At 70.5% G+C, this 15,820-nt stretch carries 16 protein-coding genes and 1 pseudogene; 8 read left to right on the forward strand and 9 right to left on the reverse strand.

Features of this window, described 5'->3' with window-relative positions; genetic code table 11:
- Window positions 1-10: 10 nt before the first annotated feature.
- Window positions 11-352, forward strand: a pseudogene (locus ABZ470_RS20715) (VOC family protein); the annotation flags it as partial.
- 22 nt (window positions 353-374) lie between these two features.
- On the opposite strand, the gene ABZ470_RS20720 reads toward ABZ470_RS20715, so the two are convergent.
- Window positions 375-4,049, reverse strand: a complete 3,675-nt coding sequence (locus ABZ470_RS20720) for a hypothetical protein (RefSeq protein WP_362912993.1) — start codon at window positions 4,047-4,049, stop codon at window positions 375-377.
- Between the two features lie 303 nt (window positions 4,050-4,352).
- Between ABZ470_RS20720 and ABZ470_RS20725 the strand changes: the two genes are divergently transcribed.
- Entirely contained in the window at window positions 4,353-5,450 is a 1,098-nt protein-coding gene (locus ABZ470_RS20725) for a helix-turn-helix domain-containing protein (protein WP_362912995.1), read from the forward strand.
- A gap of 20 nt (window positions 5,451-5,470) precedes the next feature.
- Here ABZ470_RS20725 and ABZ470_RS20730 read toward each other — a convergent pair whose 3' ends face one another.
- From ABZ470_RS20730 to ABZ470_RS20750, 5 genes are all read right to left on the reverse strand, one after another.
- Window positions 5,471-5,689 carry a helix-turn-helix transcriptional regulator gene (locus ABZ470_RS20730; RefSeq protein WP_352012240.1) on the reverse strand — a complete coding sequence of 73 codons (219 nt, stop codon included), beginning with the start codon at window positions 5,687-5,689 and terminating at the stop codon, window positions 5,471-5,473.
- Between the two features lie 9 nt (window positions 5,690-5,698).
- Window positions 5,699-6,106, reverse strand: coding sequence for a hypothetical protein (locus ABZ470_RS20735; protein ID WP_362912997.1), 408 nt, complete (start codon window positions 6,104-6,106; stop codon window positions 5,699-5,701).
- A gap of 212 nt (window positions 6,107-6,318) precedes the next feature.
- Window positions 6,319-6,672: a DoxX family protein gene (locus tag ABZ470_RS20740; protein ID WP_362912999.1), complete on the reverse strand. Its 354-nt coding sequence runs from the start codon at window positions 6,670-6,672 to the stop codon at window positions 6,319-6,321.
- Between the two features lie 189 nt (window positions 6,673-6,861).
- A complete protein-coding gene (locus ABZ470_RS20745; protein WP_362913001.1) occupies window positions 6,862-7,314 on the reverse strand; it encodes a MarR family transcriptional regulator in 453 nt (150 codons plus the stop codon).
- Window positions 7,315-7,374: 60 nt separating this feature from the next.
- On the reverse strand, window positions 7,375-7,731 hold the full coding sequence (locus ABZ470_RS20750) for a metalloregulator ArsR/SmtB family transcription factor (RefSeq protein WP_362913003.1): 357 nt from the start codon (window positions 7,729-7,731) through the stop codon (window positions 7,375-7,377).
- 71 nt (window positions 7,732-7,802) lie between these two features.
- Between ABZ470_RS20750 and ABZ470_RS20755 the strand changes: the two genes are divergently transcribed.
- Window positions 7,803-8,864, forward strand: a complete 1,062-nt coding sequence (locus ABZ470_RS20755; protein WP_362913005.1) for a cation diffusion facilitator family transporter — start codon at window positions 7,803-7,805, stop codon at window positions 8,862-8,864.
- Between the two features lie 39 nt (window positions 8,865-8,903).
- On the opposite strand, the gene ABZ470_RS20760 is transcribed toward ABZ470_RS20755, so the two are convergent.
- Window positions 8,904-9,428: a hypothetical protein gene (locus tag ABZ470_RS20760; RefSeq protein ID WP_362913007.1), complete on the reverse strand. Its 525-nt coding sequence runs from the start codon at window positions 9,426-9,428 to the stop codon at window positions 8,904-8,906.
- A gap of 185 nt (window positions 9,429-9,613) precedes the next feature.
- On the opposite strand from ABZ470_RS20760, the gene ABZ470_RS20765 reads away from it, so the two are divergent.
- Window positions 9,614-10,732 (forward strand): hypothetical protein, encoded by a 1,119-nt coding sequence (locus tag ABZ470_RS20765; RefSeq protein WP_362913009.1) that lies wholly within the window; start codon window positions 9,614-9,616, stop codon window positions 10,730-10,732.
- Window positions 10,733-10,776: 44 nt separating this feature from the next.
- Window positions 10,777-11,505, forward strand: a complete 729-nt coding sequence (locus ABZ470_RS20770) for a DUF4184 family protein (protein ID WP_362913011.1) — start codon at window positions 10,777-10,779, stop codon at window positions 11,503-11,505.
- A gap of 51 nt (window positions 11,506-11,556) precedes the next feature.
- Here the strand turns inward: ABZ470_RS20770 and ABZ470_RS20775 are convergent, their stop codons facing one another.
- A complete protein-coding gene (locus ABZ470_RS20775; protein WP_362913013.1) occupies window positions 11,557-12,048 on the reverse strand; it encodes a VOC family protein in 492 nt (163 codons plus the stop codon).
- Window positions 12,049-12,283: 235 nt separating this feature from the next.
- On the opposite strand from ABZ470_RS20775, the gene ABZ470_RS20780 reads away from it, so the two are divergent.
- Window positions 12,284-12,928 (forward strand): LysE family translocator, encoded by a 645-nt coding sequence (locus tag ABZ470_RS20780; protein WP_352012250.1) that lies wholly within the window; start codon window positions 12,284-12,286, stop codon window positions 12,926-12,928.
- Window positions 12,929-13,006: 78 nt separating this feature from the next.
- Here the strand turns inward: ABZ470_RS20780 and ABZ470_RS20785 are convergent, their stop codons facing one another.
- The gene (locus tag ABZ470_RS20785; RefSeq protein ID WP_362913015.1) at window positions 13,007-13,945 is read right to left on the reverse strand and encodes a YafY family protein; all 939 of its coding nucleotides are present in this window, start codon (window positions 13,943-13,945) and stop codon (window positions 13,007-13,009) included.
- Window positions 13,946-14,030: 85 nt separating this feature from the next.
- Here ABZ470_RS20785 and ABZ470_RS20790 point away from each other — a divergent pair, with 85 nt between their 5' ends.
- On the forward strand, window positions 14,031-14,729 hold the full coding sequence (locus ABZ470_RS20790; RefSeq protein ID WP_352012252.1) for an alpha/beta fold hydrolase: 699 nt from the start codon (window positions 14,031-14,033) through the stop codon (window positions 14,727-14,729).
- Window positions 14,726-15,793, forward strand: a complete 1,068-nt coding sequence (locus tag ABZ470_RS20795; RefSeq protein WP_362913017.1) for an epoxide hydrolase family protein — start codon at window positions 14,726-14,728, stop codon at window positions 15,791-15,793. The genes ABZ470_RS20790 and ABZ470_RS20795 overlap by 4 nt, the downstream gene beginning before the upstream one ends.
- Window positions 15,794-15,820 lie beyond the last annotated feature (27 nt).

Here is a 15,820-nt window from a genome sequence, read left to right on the forward strand (position 1 = left end):
ACAGATTGCGATGGACGCCCGGGATGACTCCGTGGTCGGCGGCTTCTGGGCGGAGGCCCTCGGCTGGGGCGTCTCCAGCGAGGGACCCGGCGTGACCAACGTCGAACCCGTGGGCTTCGCCTATCCTGACCCCGCCGCGCTGTACATCGACGTGGTCGCCGTACCGGAACCCAAGACGGTGAAGAACCGCCTGCACGTCGATCTCGCGACTGCCTCCGCCGCCCACCGGGCGGACCTGGTCGCGCGCCTTCGGGCCCTTGGCGCGACGTCCGCCGACGTGGGCCAGGGCGACGTTCCCTGGACGGTCCTCGCCGACCCGGAGGGCAACGAGTTCTGCGTCCTCGCCCCGCGCTGAGAGCTTGGTCCGCGGATCGTCAAGGGCAGATCTGCTGATACGACTCCCCGGGAACATACTGCTGCCATTCCTGCCGGGTGAGGGAGCGCCCCACGGCGGCGCAGACCGCCGCGGGCGGATCCGGGGGCAGCTCCGTCTTCCACAGCCGGATGGTCCTGTCCTCCCCACCGGTGGCCAGCAGGCGACCGTCGGGGCTGAAGGCGACCGTGCGGACGGCACGGCTGTGACCGGACAGGGGAGTGCCGATCGGCCTGCGGGTGGCCATGTCCCACAGCCGGATGGTCCTGTCCTCCCCACCGGTGGCCAGTAGGCGACCGTCGGGGCTGAAGGCGACCGAGTTCACCGGACCGTTGTGCCCCTCCAGAGGAGCACCGACCGGGAGGCGGGTGACCATGTCCCACAGCCGGATGGTCCTGTCCTGCCCGCCCGTGGCCAGTAGGCGACCGTCGGGGCTGAAGGCGACCGAGTTCACCGGACCGTTGTGCCCCTCCAGAGGAGCACCGACCGGAAGCTGGGAGGCCACGTCCCACAACTGGATGACGCCGCGCCAGTTCCCCGCCGCCAGCAGACGACCGTCAGGGCTGAAGGCGACCGAGTTCACCGGCCTGCTTCCCCTCACGAGGGGAGCGCCCACCGGGAGATGGGAGGCCACGTCCCACAGCCGGATGACGCCGCGCCAGTTCCCCGCCGCCAGCAGACGACCGTCAGGGCTGAAGGCGACCGAGTTCACCACACTTTCGGAGTTGCCAAGGGCGAGAGCACCGACCGGTTGGCGGGTGACGGCGTCCCAGAGGTGAACGTTCGCGTCGCTGCCGGAGGTCGCCAGCAGACGACCGTCAGGGCTGAACGCCAGTGTGGCGATACCGCTGGCGGAGCCGGTCACGGGGGAGCCGCTCAGGTGGCGCGTCGTGACGTCCCACAGGCGGAAGGTTTTGTCGGTTCCACCGCTGACCAGCAGACGGCTGTCCGGGCTGAAGGCCACGGCGGTGACATCGAGGGTGTGACCGGATGGAAGGCCGCTGATCTCGTGGAATGTCGCGGTGTTCCACAACCGGATGGTGCCGTCATCACTGACGCTGGCCAGGATGCCGCCGCTCGGGCTGAACGCGATGTTCGCGATCGGGCCGGTGTGTCCGCTCAACGGAACGCCGACGGGCCTCTGGGTACGGGCGTCCCACAGCCGGATGCGTCTGCCGCCTTCGTCGACGACGGCCAGCATGGCGCCGTCCGAGCTGAGTGCCAGGTCGCCGGTGTAGCCCGTCGGCAGGGGACGGCCGACCGGGCTGCCGGTGGCGGCGTCCCATAACCGCACACTCGGACTCGCCATCCCGAAGGTGGCGGCGACGGCGCCGTCGGCGCTGAACCTCACCCGAGGGGACATTCCGACGTCGCCGTCGAACATCGGGCCCTTCATGCGGCGAGTGGCCAGATCCCAGCGCTGTACGCGTGCCCCATCAAGGTAACTGGCGGAAACGGTGGTGCCGTCGGGGCTGAAGGCCACCATGACGGCGCCGCGAGCAGAGGTGATGGGCAAAGTGGCGACCGGACGGCGAGCGACGACGTCCCACACCTGGACGCCTCCCTCGTCGTCGGCGGTGTTCAGCCGGACACCGTCCCGGCTGAACTGCATGGTGGTGACGACGGTGGTGTGACTGGTGGGCAGGGTCCCGACCAGGCGACGGGTGGCGACCTCCCACAGCCGCACGTCCTCACCGACGCCGGCGGTGGCCAGCAGGCGGCCGTCCGGGCTGAAGGCCATCGTGAGGACAGCGCCGTAGCGGGCGGGGCCGACGAACAAGGTGGAGACGAGCTGATGGGAGGCGAACTGCCACAGCTGAACGCTCCCGTCGGCGCCGGCGGTGGCCAGCAGGCGGCCGTCGGGACTGAAGACCACGGTGGTGACGGCGCCGGTGGGGTTTCTCAGAACTCCGTCCAGGGAACCGGTCAGCATGGTCAGCATGTCGTAGCGGGCCTCGGCGGTGGAGGCGAAACGCCAGGAGGCGGCGGCCAGCAGCCCGGACAGGGCCGGGTCCGTCGCGGCCAGTTCGTCACTTCTTTTGGCGACGAGCTGGGCCAGGATCTCGCGGCCACGGGCGTCGACCTGACGGGCCGCGGCGACCGCGGACACGGCGGCGCCCGAGGCCACGATGGCCAGGACGGCCAGCGCGGCCACCGCCAGCCGCGCCAGCCGCCTGCGCCGGGCGGTGGCGCGGTCGGCCGACTCCGCCGCCTGCACGGAGGCGCGCAGGAAGGCCTGCTCGGCGACGGTGAGGTCGTCGGGGTGGCTCAGCAACGGCTTGGCGGCGGTCAGGCGCGTTCCCCGGTACAGGACACCGGCGTCCCGGCCGTGCTCGTTCCAGAGAGCGGCGGCCTCACCCAGACGCCGCCGCAGGCGCAGCAGCTCACGCTCCTGATCGATCCAGGCGCGCAGCCGCGGCCAGGAGGTGATCAGCGCCTCGTGGGTCAGTTCGACGTGGTCGTCGTGCAGCGTCACCAGCCGGACCCGGGCGAGCCGTTCCAGCACCCCTTCGGGGTGTGCGACATGGTCGAAGTCCTCGTAGGAGACCGGGCAGCGGGTGTCGGCCGCCTGCTCACCCGGGCTGACCAGCCGCAGCAGCACCCGCTTGGCCTGGTCGGCCTGCTCGGGAGACAGGTGCGTGTAAACCTGCTCGGCGGTGGCGGCGATCGCCCCGTGCACTCCGCCGGCCCGTTCGTAGCCTTCCAGGGTCAGCAGAGTGCCACGGCGGCGTCGCCAGGTCTCCAGCAGCGCGTGTGACATCAGCGGCAGCCCACCGGCCTCTCCCGCCACGTCCTCGATGATCCGGTCGGTCAGGGCGCGTTCCACGATCAGCCCGGCGGCGGCGGCCGGTTTGACGATCGCCTCCCGCAACTCCTGCCGGTTCATCGGCCCGACCAGCACCGTCGAGCCCTGCAGGGCCTCGGCGAGAGTGGAATGCTCGGCGCAACGGCCGAAGAAGTCGGCCCGCACCGCGAGGACCACCCGCCCACCGCCCGGTCCGGCCGTCGCCAGCAGCAGGTCGATGAACGCGACCCGCTCGGCCACGTCCGAACACAGGGTGAACAGTTCCTCGAACTGGTCGACCACCACCAGCTCACCCCCGGTGAAGGCGGTGAAGGTGCCGGCGTGCTCACGCATCGGGTGGGCACCGGGAGTGAGCGTCACGACGGCCGGCACAGGTTCGCCCAGGGCACCGTACCGGGCGGCGGGGATCAGGCCGGCGCGTAGCAGCGAGGACTTGCCGCTGCCCGACGGGCCGAACACCGCGGCCAGACGCCGCCGCTCCAGCATTCCTGTCACCTGGTCCAGCAACCGTTGCCTGCCGAAGAAGCGGTCACGGTCGCCGACGTCGTAGTGCGTCAGCCCCTGGTACGGTGCGGCCCGCTCCTCCTCACCGGCGGCGGGGGAGGCGTGTTCTTCGGCCGCCTGCCGCCAGCGCGTCCGCCAGTCGGCCACGTCTCCGCCACAGGCGCGTACGTAGGCCTCCACCACAGGCCAGGACGCCAGCCGCTGCCCGGACGCCGCCCGCGACAGCACGCTGACCGAATATCCCGCCCGGTCGGCCATTTCCCGGTAGGTGGGACCACCCGCCTCCTGCCGCAGTTTACGGAGCTCGTAGGCGAAACGTTGGACCACCCCCGCGGTGGGATCCAGGGGAGTCTCACTCCGGCCCATCCAGTGCTCCCTCCGCCTCGGCGCCGAGAGGTCGACCGAGCCGTCAAATTAACTCAGGCCGAGAAATAGCGGCAACCGTGGCGTGCCTTCACCGGATCGGCTGCGTGGTTTCGGGTGCGCCCGTCAGAGAATTGCGGCCTGCGCCGATCGGATTCTTTTTGTTGCGCACCGGGGCCTGACCTGCGCAACAACCTCTCCGGCGGCTACCTATGGTCGAGAAAGGAAAAGACACGTCTTCCGAAGAACGAGCTGGAGGCTTTCTTGCGCCTCGACGAGTGCGGCGGGCAGCTAACGACTTCCACGGTGAATTCCGAGCCTGTTTTCCGTGACCACGAACCATCCGCCGGCCGTTTCGTCCGGCACCGGGAAACGGTCGGCGGACGGCCTCCCGCGGTCGTCCTCGGCGACCACGAAGAGGCGTCCCACGCCGTCGTGCGCCGGATCGGTCTCGGGGCGTTGCACCTGTCATGGCTTTCGTTCCCGCCGTCGCAGGTCTGGCGCGCCGACACGCTGATCCGCCGCTCGGCCCCCGGGACGTACTGCCTCTCGCTGCCCCTGCGCGGCGCCGAGCAGCTGGATCTGGGGAGTCGGCAGGTGATCGCGGGCCCGGGGGACCTGCTGTTCCACGACACCACCCAGCCCTTCCACATCCACCTGCTGGCCGACGTGACCGGTGGTGCCGAGATCGTGATCCTGTGCATCCCCAAGGTGCTGATGCCCTTGCCCGCCGACTCTCTGGTACGGCTCGCCGGTCGAAACCTGCCCTGCTCGGCCGGGGTCGGCGCCCTGTTGCGCCGGCACATCCTTGAGCTGGCCCGGCACACCTCCAGTTGCAGCGCGGCCGACGCCACCCGGCTGTCCATGATCACCCTGGACCTGGTCGCCGCGACCTGCGCTCACATCCTCGAAGCAGGCTCCTTCCCGAAGACCGAGTCGCCCCGTCAGATGTTGCGGGCACGCATCCACGCGTTCATCCAGCGGTATCTGAGTGACCCGGAGCTGTGCCCCGCGGGCATCGCCGCGGCACACCAGATCTCCGTTCGTTACCTGCACCGGCTTTTTCAGGATCAGGGGCTGAGTGTGGCCGCCTGGATCCGCTCATGCCGCCTGGAACGCTGCCGCCATGACCTGGCCGACCCCGCTCTGCGGCTCCGGCCCGTCCACGCCATCGCCGCTCGCTGGGGATTCGCCAACAACGCGCACTTCAGTCGTCTTTTTCGCGCCGCCTACGAGATCTCTCCGATCGATTACCGTCACCGCATCCACCTCATCGGACAACAGGAACCGGAAACGCCCTCCCGGTCGTCATGCGACATGCTCAAGCCGTGGGGAGGCCAACCCGGCGTCGATGTCCCGGCGACCTCGAAACCGCCGAGGAGCCGCGGAACCCGCGCCACCTGACCTTTTGAAAGGACTCGGCGTCAGAGCGGGTTGTCCGTCGCTTCCGGTCGGTCGGGCTGGAAGATCTCCTCGATGGTCAGGCCGAAGACATCGGCGATGGTGAAGGCCAGGGGCAGGCTGGGGTCGTACCGCTCGGTCTCGATGGCGTTGATGGCCTGCCGGGAGACCTCGCACCGGTCGGCCAGGTCGGCCTGGCTCCATCGGCGGGCCGCACGCAGTTCGCGCAGTCGGTTCTTCATGGTGGGCCGTCACCGGTTCAGGCGGGTGCGCAGGTCCGCGATCAGCAGCCATGTCGCCACACCGCCGAGAAGGATCACCTGCGCGAGCTGCTGGAGCCGTACGACACCCGCGGCGTCGAGCAGGGTGGCCACCTGCAGTGCCACGAGGACCGCGGCGAACGCGACGGCCATGCTCTCCAGCTGGATCCTGCGCAGGTATTCGTCCGCGCGCCGGAACGCACGCAGCAGCACCCAGGCGATCGCGAGGGTGAACACGATGGTGGTCGCGATCCACCAGGCCTTCTGGGCGGTGCTCTGGTCGGGGTTGCTGCCGAAGGCCAGGGCGATCACCCCCAAAGTGGACACGGGTATGCCGTCGATGAACACGGCGCGCCGGGCCGCACGTGTCAGCTGGTCCTGCTGTATCTGGTTTGCCATGGAACGAATGTAAAGCACACCTTCCATGAAGTAAAGTGTCCATGACCTTATGGAAGGTGTGCTTTACATTTCGACGTCCCCAGACCCTCCGGGAGACGGTCTTGGCCATCCGTTCCGACGGCCACCGCGGTGTTCTCCGGCCCGCGCTCCGAACCGCCGGGGGTGCTTCCGAGGAAAACGAGGACGGGTGGGCGCTCCGCGCGGAGGAGGACTCAGAGGGCGGCCAGGCCAAGGGCGGCCGTGACCGCGCTGAGCACCAGCAGGACCAGGGAGGGCAGGCTGCCCTTGGCGGCGTCACGGGCCTTGACGTGGGTGGCGACGGCGCCGGCCATGAGGAGCGCCAGGCCGATCGCCGCCGCCACGCCGAGGACTCCGACCCACAGCCCGGCGATCAGGCCGACGGCTCCGATGATCTCCAGCGCGCCGATGACGCGCATGAACCCGGCGGACACGCCGAGTCTGCCGAGCTGGGCGGCCATCTCCTCCTTGCCGGAGGCCTTCGGGAAGCCGGCTCCGGCGAAGGCGAGGGCCAGCAGGACGGACAGGACGGCGGTGGCGATGAACATGGCCGCGATCTCCTCACGGAAATTACTTCAATGATTGAACTGTTTTCTATCAGAAGTTGTTTCTCGCATGGCGGCGGGGGGCCCACCAGGGCCAAAGGGTCTCGCCACGTCAAGGACGAACGGCTTCCAGGCAGCGATGACACCGCCCGGCGGTGCCGGGCCAACCGTGGAGGCGGGCCCCTCCGGGGCTCAGTTCCGGGTGCCGGGTCCGGTCGCCGACTGGGCCGTGCGCAGCAGCGAGAGCAACTCGGTCCGCTGGCCGGCGTCGAGCACCGAGATGATCGGCGCGTTTTCGAACAGGCGGGCCAGGAGGCGGTCCCTGAGCTGGTGTCCACGGCTTGTGAGGAGAAGCCGCTTGGCCCTGCGGTCCTCGGGGTCCGGTTCCCGGCGTAGGAAGCCGCTCCGTTCGAGGGAGTCGGCGATCGCGGTCACGTGGGACGGCTCGCAGCGCAGATGGGCGGCCACCCCTCCCATGCGCTGGGGCTCCTGGAGGTGGATCAGTGTTTGGGCCTGCGGAACGGTGAGCCCGACATGGGCGGCGGTCTCCTCGAAGTTCGCGCGCAGGGCCGCCGCCACGGCGAACAGACGCTCCACGATCTCCTGGCCCTCCGGGTCCGGCCACTCGATTCGGATATCCGCCACGCCCTGAACTATTTCACGCCCGGCGTGGTTCCCGGGCGGCGAGGTGGTTCGGGGGCACGTTCAGTCGTGTGGGGGAAGGTGCCCGAGTTGGTGGTCGGCGGCGTTGAGCGCCTCGTCCACCAGACGCCGCAGGTGTCCGTGACGCAGAGCGTAGATCACGCGGCGGCCCTCCTTTCGGGTGGTGACCAGGTCGGCCAGGCGAAGGCGGGCCAGGTGCTGGCTGACCGCCGGGCGGGCGAGGTCGCAGGCGGCGGTGAGCGTCGTCACGTCCGCCTCGCCTTCTGACAGCCGCCGCAGCAGGGCCAGGCGGGTGCGGTCGGCCAGCAGGGACAGGATGTCGGCGGCGACGGCCAGACGTTCGCCCTGGTCACGCTCTTGCGAGTCATGCGCACCTGATAGGTGCATGCGTGCGCTCATCTGCACATAATGAGGGATGGGCGGTCCGCCGTCCAACCGGCTCACCCCGATTCGCACAGACTGGAGCTGTCGTGAGCGATCACACCACCCCCCACGAGCCGCACCACCATCCCCACGGTCACGGCCACGGCCACGGCCACGGGCATGGCGGGAGTCGTGGACTGCTTGCCCGCGCCAGGCACGCCTTCATCCCGCACAGTCACGACAGCGCCGACAAAACCGACGTGGCGCTGGAGTCCAGTACCCGTGGCATGCGTGTGCTGGCGATCTCCTTCGCCGTGCTCATGGTGACCGCGCTGGTCCAGGCGGTGATCGTGGCGGCCTCGGGGTCGGTGGCGCTGCTGGGCGACACCCTGCACAACGTCGCCGACGCGCTGACCGCCGTCCCGCTGGCGATCGCCTTCTCGCTGGGACGGCGGGCGGCCACGCGCCGGTTCACCTACGGGTACGGCCGGGCGGAGGACCTGGCCGGGATCGTCATCGTGATCCTGATCGCCGCCTCGGCGGGCATGGCCGCCTATGAGGCGATCAGGCGCCTGATCGTCCCCGAGAACGTCCAGGCGCTCGGCTGGGTGGCCGTCGCGGGCGTGGTCGGTTTCCTCGGCAACGAGTGGGTGGCCCGTTACCGGATCAGGGTCGGCCGTGAGATCGGCTCGGCCGCCCTGGTGGCCGACGGCCTGCACGCCCGTACCGACGGCTTCACCTCCCTGGCCGTCCTCCTCGGCGCGGGCGGCGCCGCGCTCGGCTGGCCGCTCGCCGACCCGGTCGTCGGCCTGCTGATCACGGTGGGGATCTGCTTCGTGCTGAGGGACGCGGCCCGGGAGGTCTACCACCGGCTGATGGACGCGGTCGATCCCTCCCTGGTCGAACAGGCCGAGCAGATCGTCGCCCGGGTCGCGGGTGTGAAGCGTGTCGGCTCGATACGGCTGCGCTGGATCGGGCACGCGTTGCGCGCGGAGGTCGACATCGTGGTCGGTCACGAACTGTCGCTGGTGCGGGCGCACGCGGTGGCGGTCGAGGCCGAACACCACCTCATCCACGAGCTGCCCCGGTTGCGGGCGGCCACCGTGCACACCGATCCCGACGGGCCGGAGGGCACCGACCACCACGCGGTCCTCGCGGCGCACACCTGACCGCGGGGACACCGATGGCCGGTGCCGTTCCCTCACACCTCAGGGCTCGACGAGGCCGACCACGAACGCGTAGTCGTCCAGGGTGAACTGGGTGATACCGGTGATGCGCAGGGCCTGCACCCGGACGGTGTAGGTCCCGGGGCCCAGCGAGGGGGAGAAGCGCTCAAGGGCGTGCGCCTCCTCGGCGCCGCCGGGGGTGTCGAACCTGTAGTCCGTACTCGTGACCGGCTGCAGCTCGATGGTCGTTCCCGCGGAGTTGACCGCGACGACGCGCACGGAGCACCACGCGCTGGGGTCGCCGACGCAGAGAGACTCGGCGGTGAAGCGGGCGTCGACGAACCGGGTCGTCCCCGCGGGCACGGTGACGTTGACGGACGCCGTCGGGATGTTCCCCCAGGCCCCGATCGTCTGGGCGGTCCAGGGAGCGCTCTCCCCGGCGAAGAACTGCGCGCTGGTCTGCGTGCCGTTCTGGGAGCTGGGCACGGCGTTGGCGGCGGTGACCGTCAGCGCGAGGGCGCAGGACAGCGCCGTGGCGGCGACCACGGTCCTGATGGCTCTGGACAACGGGGGTTCCTCTCTGCTCGTACGGAGTTGTGCGCTCCGTGACGGGGCGTTGCCGGAACCACGCTGACGAGGCGCCGCGACCGGTGAAAGCCCGGCCGAATTATCCGTACAAGTCCGTACAGGAACCGGTGGTGCGAACAGCGGGGTCCTGTTGCCCGTGGGACCTCCGTCTGGGAGAAAGGGGCATGCCCAGACTGCCGCTCCGGCGATCGATCGTCGCCGCCGTGGTCACCGGGGTCTGCGCCGCCGGCCTCGCCGGGTGCTCCTCCGTGATCACGACGCCCTCCAGGACACATGCGCCAGAGGACGGTCCGCGGGCGAGCACCGGAGGCCGGGCCGCTGTCCGATCCGCCGTCCGGACAGTGGCCTTCGGCAGGTCGCGGGGCAGGGACGTGGCCGTCACCGCCGGGGCCGACGGGCTGGTCAGGGTCCGGTGGCTGCCCACCCTGGAACCCGCCGCGGGGCCGCTGCCCGGCGACCGCGCCGCCGTCGCCGAGCTGGACGGCCGGTCGGTGGTCTTCACCGCCGGCGGGTACGGCGGGCGCCTGTGGGATCTGGACACCCGCAGGGAGCTGCTCCACGTTCCCGCACCTGTCTCCGCGTTCGCCTTCGGCGCCCTTCGGGGGGCTCCCGCACTGTTCACCGGCGACCGCCGGGGCCGGGTCCGGATCTGGGACCTGACCTCGGGCACGTCCGCCGGGAGCCTGGACACCGGCGCGGGCACGGCGATCACGGCGCTGGCGTCGGCGCGGGTGCGCTCCCGGCCGATCCTCGTCGTCGCCGTCGACAACCACGGGGACGACCCCGGCCACGCGCAGCTGTGGGATCTCACCACACGTCACAGGACCGGTGCTGTCCTGCCCGCCAGGCAGGAGGCCGAGAGCTTCGACCGGTTCCAGGTGCTCACCCTCGACGGGCGGCCCACCCTCGTCACGGGCTCCGACTACGGCCTGAGACGGTGGGATCTCGAAAGGCGGCAGGAGCTCGGCCCGTCCGTCGAGAACCGGCAGGAGGACGCCCGGCTCTTCTCCTTCCCCTCGTTCACCGTGGCCCTGGACGGCCGGCGACCCGTCCTTGTCACGGGCCGGGTCGCCGGGGCTCCGATCCAGCTACGGGATCCCTCCGACGGTGCGGTCCTGGCGGAGATGGCCGTTCGACCCGGGACGGCGGTGACCGCGCTCGCGGCGGGCACGATGAACGGCGACCAGGTACTGCTCAGCGGTGACGAGGACGGCACGGTCCGGCTGTGGGACCTGCAGACCCGCGGGCGGACCGATGGTCCGGCGCCCACCGGGGGCTCATGACCATTGTCAACACCACCCCGCCATGGCCGATAGTGTGCCATTTCGTGCCTTTTACCCTTATTCATCCTGTTGTCGCGATCCCGTTGCGCCGGTTCCTGCCGCCGGCGGCGCTGGCCGCAGGAGCGATGGTCCCCGACCTTCCCTACTTCGTCCCCTACGGGCTCACCGATGCGCTCGTTCCGGTCTCCGCGCCATGGTCCCCGCTGCGGGACGCCGGGCAGACCCACCGGATGGAGACGGGGTCGATGGTCTTCGACCTGGTCATGGCGCTGATCCTGGCCGGGTTGATCACGGTGTGCGCCACCCCGGTCCGCGCCCTGCTGCCCCAGGCGCTGGCCCGCAGGATGGGGCGCCGCGGCCGGGGACAGGCGGCGCACTGGGCATGGTGGCCGGTGGCCGCCGCCGTCGGAATCGCCACCCACCTGCTGTGGGACCGCCTGGTGGACGAGTGGCTGCTCGCCGCCGGGGACGTGGTGCTGATGGAGTCCGAGGGGGTGCACCTGGTCGGTTCGCTGATCACCCTGACGGCGCTGGGCTCGGCCTGCTGGTGGCTGTGGCGCAGGCCGTTGAGCGAACCGGTGTCCCAGCCGGGCCTGGGAGTACGGCTGGCGCTGCCGGCGGCGATGGGAGTGCTGGCGGCCGGGCTGATCGTGACGGTGGGCGCCGGGCTGGTGGTGCGGTCGCTGGTGACGTTGACGATCGACGCGGTCGTGCTGGTGCTGCTGGCCTACGCCGCCTTCCTTCGCCTGGCCCCGTCCCGGACGAGGAGCTGATCCACGGCCGCTCCCGGATCCGGCCGGACCGGCCTGGCCGGATCGGCGGTCTCAGTTGGAGAAACCTCCCTTGGGCCGGATGATCTCCAGATTGGTGCCGTCAGGATCGTTGAAGTAGGCGACCTGGGTGCCGAGTGCCGCGTCAGGAGTGACCTCGCCCGCGATGAACGTGTAGTCCTCGCCGAGGAAGTCGTACCCGGCCTCTTTCATACGCCTGTACACCGCGTCGAAGTCGTCGACCTTGAAGCACAGATGCATCGAGCCCGGACGGTTCGCCGCCCCGTTCGTCCGCTCCCCGACCGGGTCCTGGAACTGGATGAGGTCGATGCCGACGTTGTCGAGATTGAACGTGGCGTACCGCAGCTTCGCGACGGGCAGCCCCTGTGCCTCGCCGAAGGGCACACTGTGCATGGTCTCGTCCGCGACGACGGGCTCCCGTCCGGTGAGGGCCCTGTAGAACGCGATCGACGCGTCCAGGTCCGAGACCGAGATCCCAACGTGGGCGGCTCGGGTGAGGTTCATCGGAGCGCTGGAAACGGTCATGATCCCTACCCCCGTTCGCACTCTGCCTTCTCAGCGGTGGTGCTGATCAGCGCAGGTCGGGTCCCGAAAGAACCCGCCATGAAACGATTCCCCCGCAGGGGAGGACGCCCACTCCAAGGGGGTAAAGAGTGTTCCCGCCGTCGTCTTCCCGGCCGTTGACGAGGTCCTGGCAGAAACCTGTATATGGCACTAAATCCGTTGAACGGGCGATACATGGACGATCATCATGCCCTCCATGGACCTCCTCTCCTCGCTGCCCGCCTTCGTCCTCGCCGTCATGCTGATCTCCGCCTCACCGGGGCCCGCGATGGCGTTGATCCTGCGGCGCGCGGCCCTGCACGGCTTCTCCGGCGCGGTGCCCACGGTGCTGGGCCTGGAGGCGGGCCTGTACGCGTGGGCACTGCTCGCCGCCACCGGGCTCACCGCCCTCGTCGCTGCCTCCGAGGTGGCCTACCTGATCCTGCGCGTGGTGGGCGGCGGCTTCCTGCTGTACCTCGGCTTCAGGGCCTGGCGTACGGCGTGGCGCGGTGCGCGGGCCGGGGAGACGGTGGCGGAGGAGCCTGGGCCCGGATCGTCGCCGTCCTGGTGGAAGGCGTTCGGTGAGGGGGCGGTCGTGATGCTGGCCAACCCGAAGATCGCCGCCTTCATGATCGCTTTCTATCCCCAGTTCGTACCCGCCGACCGGCCGCTGTTCGCCACGACCTCGTTGCTGGCCGCGGTCCAGGTGGCCATCGAGATCGTCCTGTACCTGGCACTGGCGGCCGTGGTCGGACGGGCCGGGGCGTGGTTTCGCCGCCCGGCGATCCGGCGCAGGCTGGAAGCGGTCAGCGGCACGGTCCTCATCGCCCTGGGCCTGCGGATGGCCGTCGAGAGCCGCTGACACTCCGGCCTGAGCGGTTCGCCGACGCCGCTCTCGTCCGCCGGACAACCCGCGAGTGCCGTACGGGGCCGTGACCTTCTACGACTGGGAGCGGGCCACGGCCTGGGCGAGGGAGGCGACATGCTCGGTGAGCGCCGTGACCAGGGCGGGCGGGTTCCTGACGGTGAAGGACCAGGGCAGACCGGTCAGGACGCGCGCCATGGCCTTCAGGTCCTCGGCCCCGCTGACCAGGAGAACCCCGCCTTCCGGGCAGGGGTACAGGTCGCCGAAGGGGGCGGGCAGCCGGTCGCGTGCGGTTTCAAGGTCGGTGTCCATCCACACCTCGGTGCGGTGGGTCCAGGCCCCGAGCGTCATCGTCCGCATGACGTGGTCGGTGGGGTCGAACCCCTCGGGAGGGGTGAACCGGGCGGGCAGTTCCGCGGCGGCGCCGATCCTGTCCAGGCGGTACATGCGGACGGCGTCGCGCAGGTGGTCGTGCCCGACCAGATACCAGCGGCGCCCGTGCACGACGAGCCCGTAGGGGTCCACCTCACGCGCGCCGCGGGTGTGCTCGATCCGTACGGTGTGACGCGCGTGGACGGCCGCGGCCAGCGTCAGGACCAGGTGCGGGTCCGGGGTCAGCGGGCCCGTCGTCGCGGAGGTCGAGGAGACCAGCGCGGTGACACGCCGGCGTAACGCGGCGGGCAGGACGCGGTTGAGCTTGACCAGCACCCGGTCGGCCGGGCCCGGCTCGCCCACCGATTCGTGCCTGCCGGTGACCAGCGCGGCGGCGACGGCCACCGCCTCGTCGTCGGAGAGCATCAGGGGCGGCAGGCGCACGCCGTGCGCGAGCCGGTAGCCGCCGTAACGGCCACGGACCGACTCGACGGGGATGTCCATGTCGCGCAGGGCCGTGACGTACCGGCGGACGGCACGTGCGTCGACGGCCAGGCGCCGGGCCAGTTCGTCGGCGGGCACCAGGCCGCGGTCCTGGAGGATCTCCAACAGCGCCAGGACACGGGTTGCCGGACGGGACATGAACCCGATCCTAATGAGGGCAGAAATCGTCCACAATCCGCCCTAGCGTTGTGCCACAGGAGATCGATCGAAAGGAGTCGACCAGGTGTCGACCATCGTTCTTGTCGGCGGTTCGTTCCTCGGCGCGTGGGCCTGGGAGCGGGTCACGCCGCTGCTGACCGCACACGGCCACCAGGTGCACCCGCTGACGCTCACCGGCTTCGGCGACCGCGCCCACCTGGGCTCGCCTGCCACGACGCTCACCACCCACGCCCGTGACATCACGGCCGCGATCGAGTACGCCGACCTGAGGGAGGTGGTGCTCGTGGCGCATTCCTACAGCGGAGCCCCGGCCACGATCGCCGCCAACGCGATCCCCGACCGGATCGCCCGGGTGGTCTACGTCGCCGCCTCCCTGCCCGAGCCGGGCAGAAGCCTGTTCGACATCATCCCCGCCTCCACCGTCGAGGCCATCATGGAGACCGTCCAGGACGGGCGGATCTCCGTGATGAGCGACGAGATCATCGACGCCAACTTCGGCGACCACGGACTCACCGCCGAGGACTTCGCGTGGCTGCGTGCCCGCGGTGTCGGCCAGCCGGTCGGCACCCTCCAGGACCCGGCGCCGGACGACCTCGGCGCGGTGCGGAAACTGCCGCGTACCTACATCGTCTGCGCGGGTGACCCGGGCGACCCGCCGGACCTTCCGGACCATGACATGGTCGTCCTGGACTCCGGGCACTGGCCGATGATCACCAGGCCGGTCGAGCTGGCCCGGGTGCTGGACGAGACGGCCCGGTCATGACGCGCCCCTTCCGTGTGGAGATTCCCCAGGCGAGCCTGGACGAGCTGACCGACCGCCTGGTCAGGACACGTTTCACCCGTTCCCTGCCCGGTGCCGGGCTCGGCGTGCCCGTCGAACGTGTGCGACGGCTGGTCGAGTACTGGCGTGACGGCTACGACTGGCGCCTCTGGGAGCGGCGGATCAACGCCCATCCGCAGTTCACGACCGAGATCGACGGTCTCGACGTGCACTTCCTGCACATCCGCTCGTCCCGGCCGGACGCCCTTCCGCTCATCCTCACCCACGGCTGGCCCATGTCGGTCGTGGAGTATCTGCCGCTGATCGAAAGGCTGAGCGACGCCTTCCACCTGGTCGTCCCCTCGGTGCCCGGCTTCGGGTTCTCCGGCGCGCCGGGGGAGCCCGGCTGGGACCGCCGCCGGGTCGCCGCGGCGTGGGCGGAACTGATGCGGAGGCTCGGATACGAGCGCTACGGCGCGCACGGCAACGACGTCGGCTCCCTGGTCTCCATCGAGCTGGGACGCCTGGACCAGCCCCGCGTCGCCGGAGTGCACGTCACCCAGGTCTTCTCGCTGCCCTCCGGCGATCCGGCCGAGCGGGCCGCGCTGGGGCCGGACGACCAGGGGAGACTCGCCGCCCTGGAGCGCTTCATGGCCGGGGGAAGCGCCTATCTGACCCTTCAGGCCACCCGGCCGCAGACCCTCGCGCACGCGCTCGCCGACTCTCCGGCCGGGCAGCTGGCCTGGAACCTGCAGCTCTTCGGCGAAGGGGTGAGCGACGACTACATCCTCACCAACGCCACGATCCACTGGCTGACCGACAGCGCGGGCAGTTCGGCCCTGGTCGGCTATCACGGGCGCAGACCGCCCGCCGAGCGGTCGTCCTTCCCGCTGGGAGTGGCCTGCTTCGCCGAGGACTTCTTCCCCTCGATCCGCCCGCTCGCCGAACGCGACCACGGCGCCGTCGTGCGCTGGAACGAGTACGCCAAGGGCGGCCACCACGCCGCGCAGGAGGAACCGCAGGTGCTCGCCGACGACATCCGCGCGTTCTTCGCCACCCACCGGTGACGGCGTCGCCGCGTTCGCGTGACGGTC

This window comes from Streptosporangium sp. NPDC020072 (assembly GCF_040631445.1).
Classification (GTDB): domain Bacteria; phylum Actinomycetota; class Actinomycetes; order Streptosporangiales; family Streptosporangiaceae; genus Streptosporangium.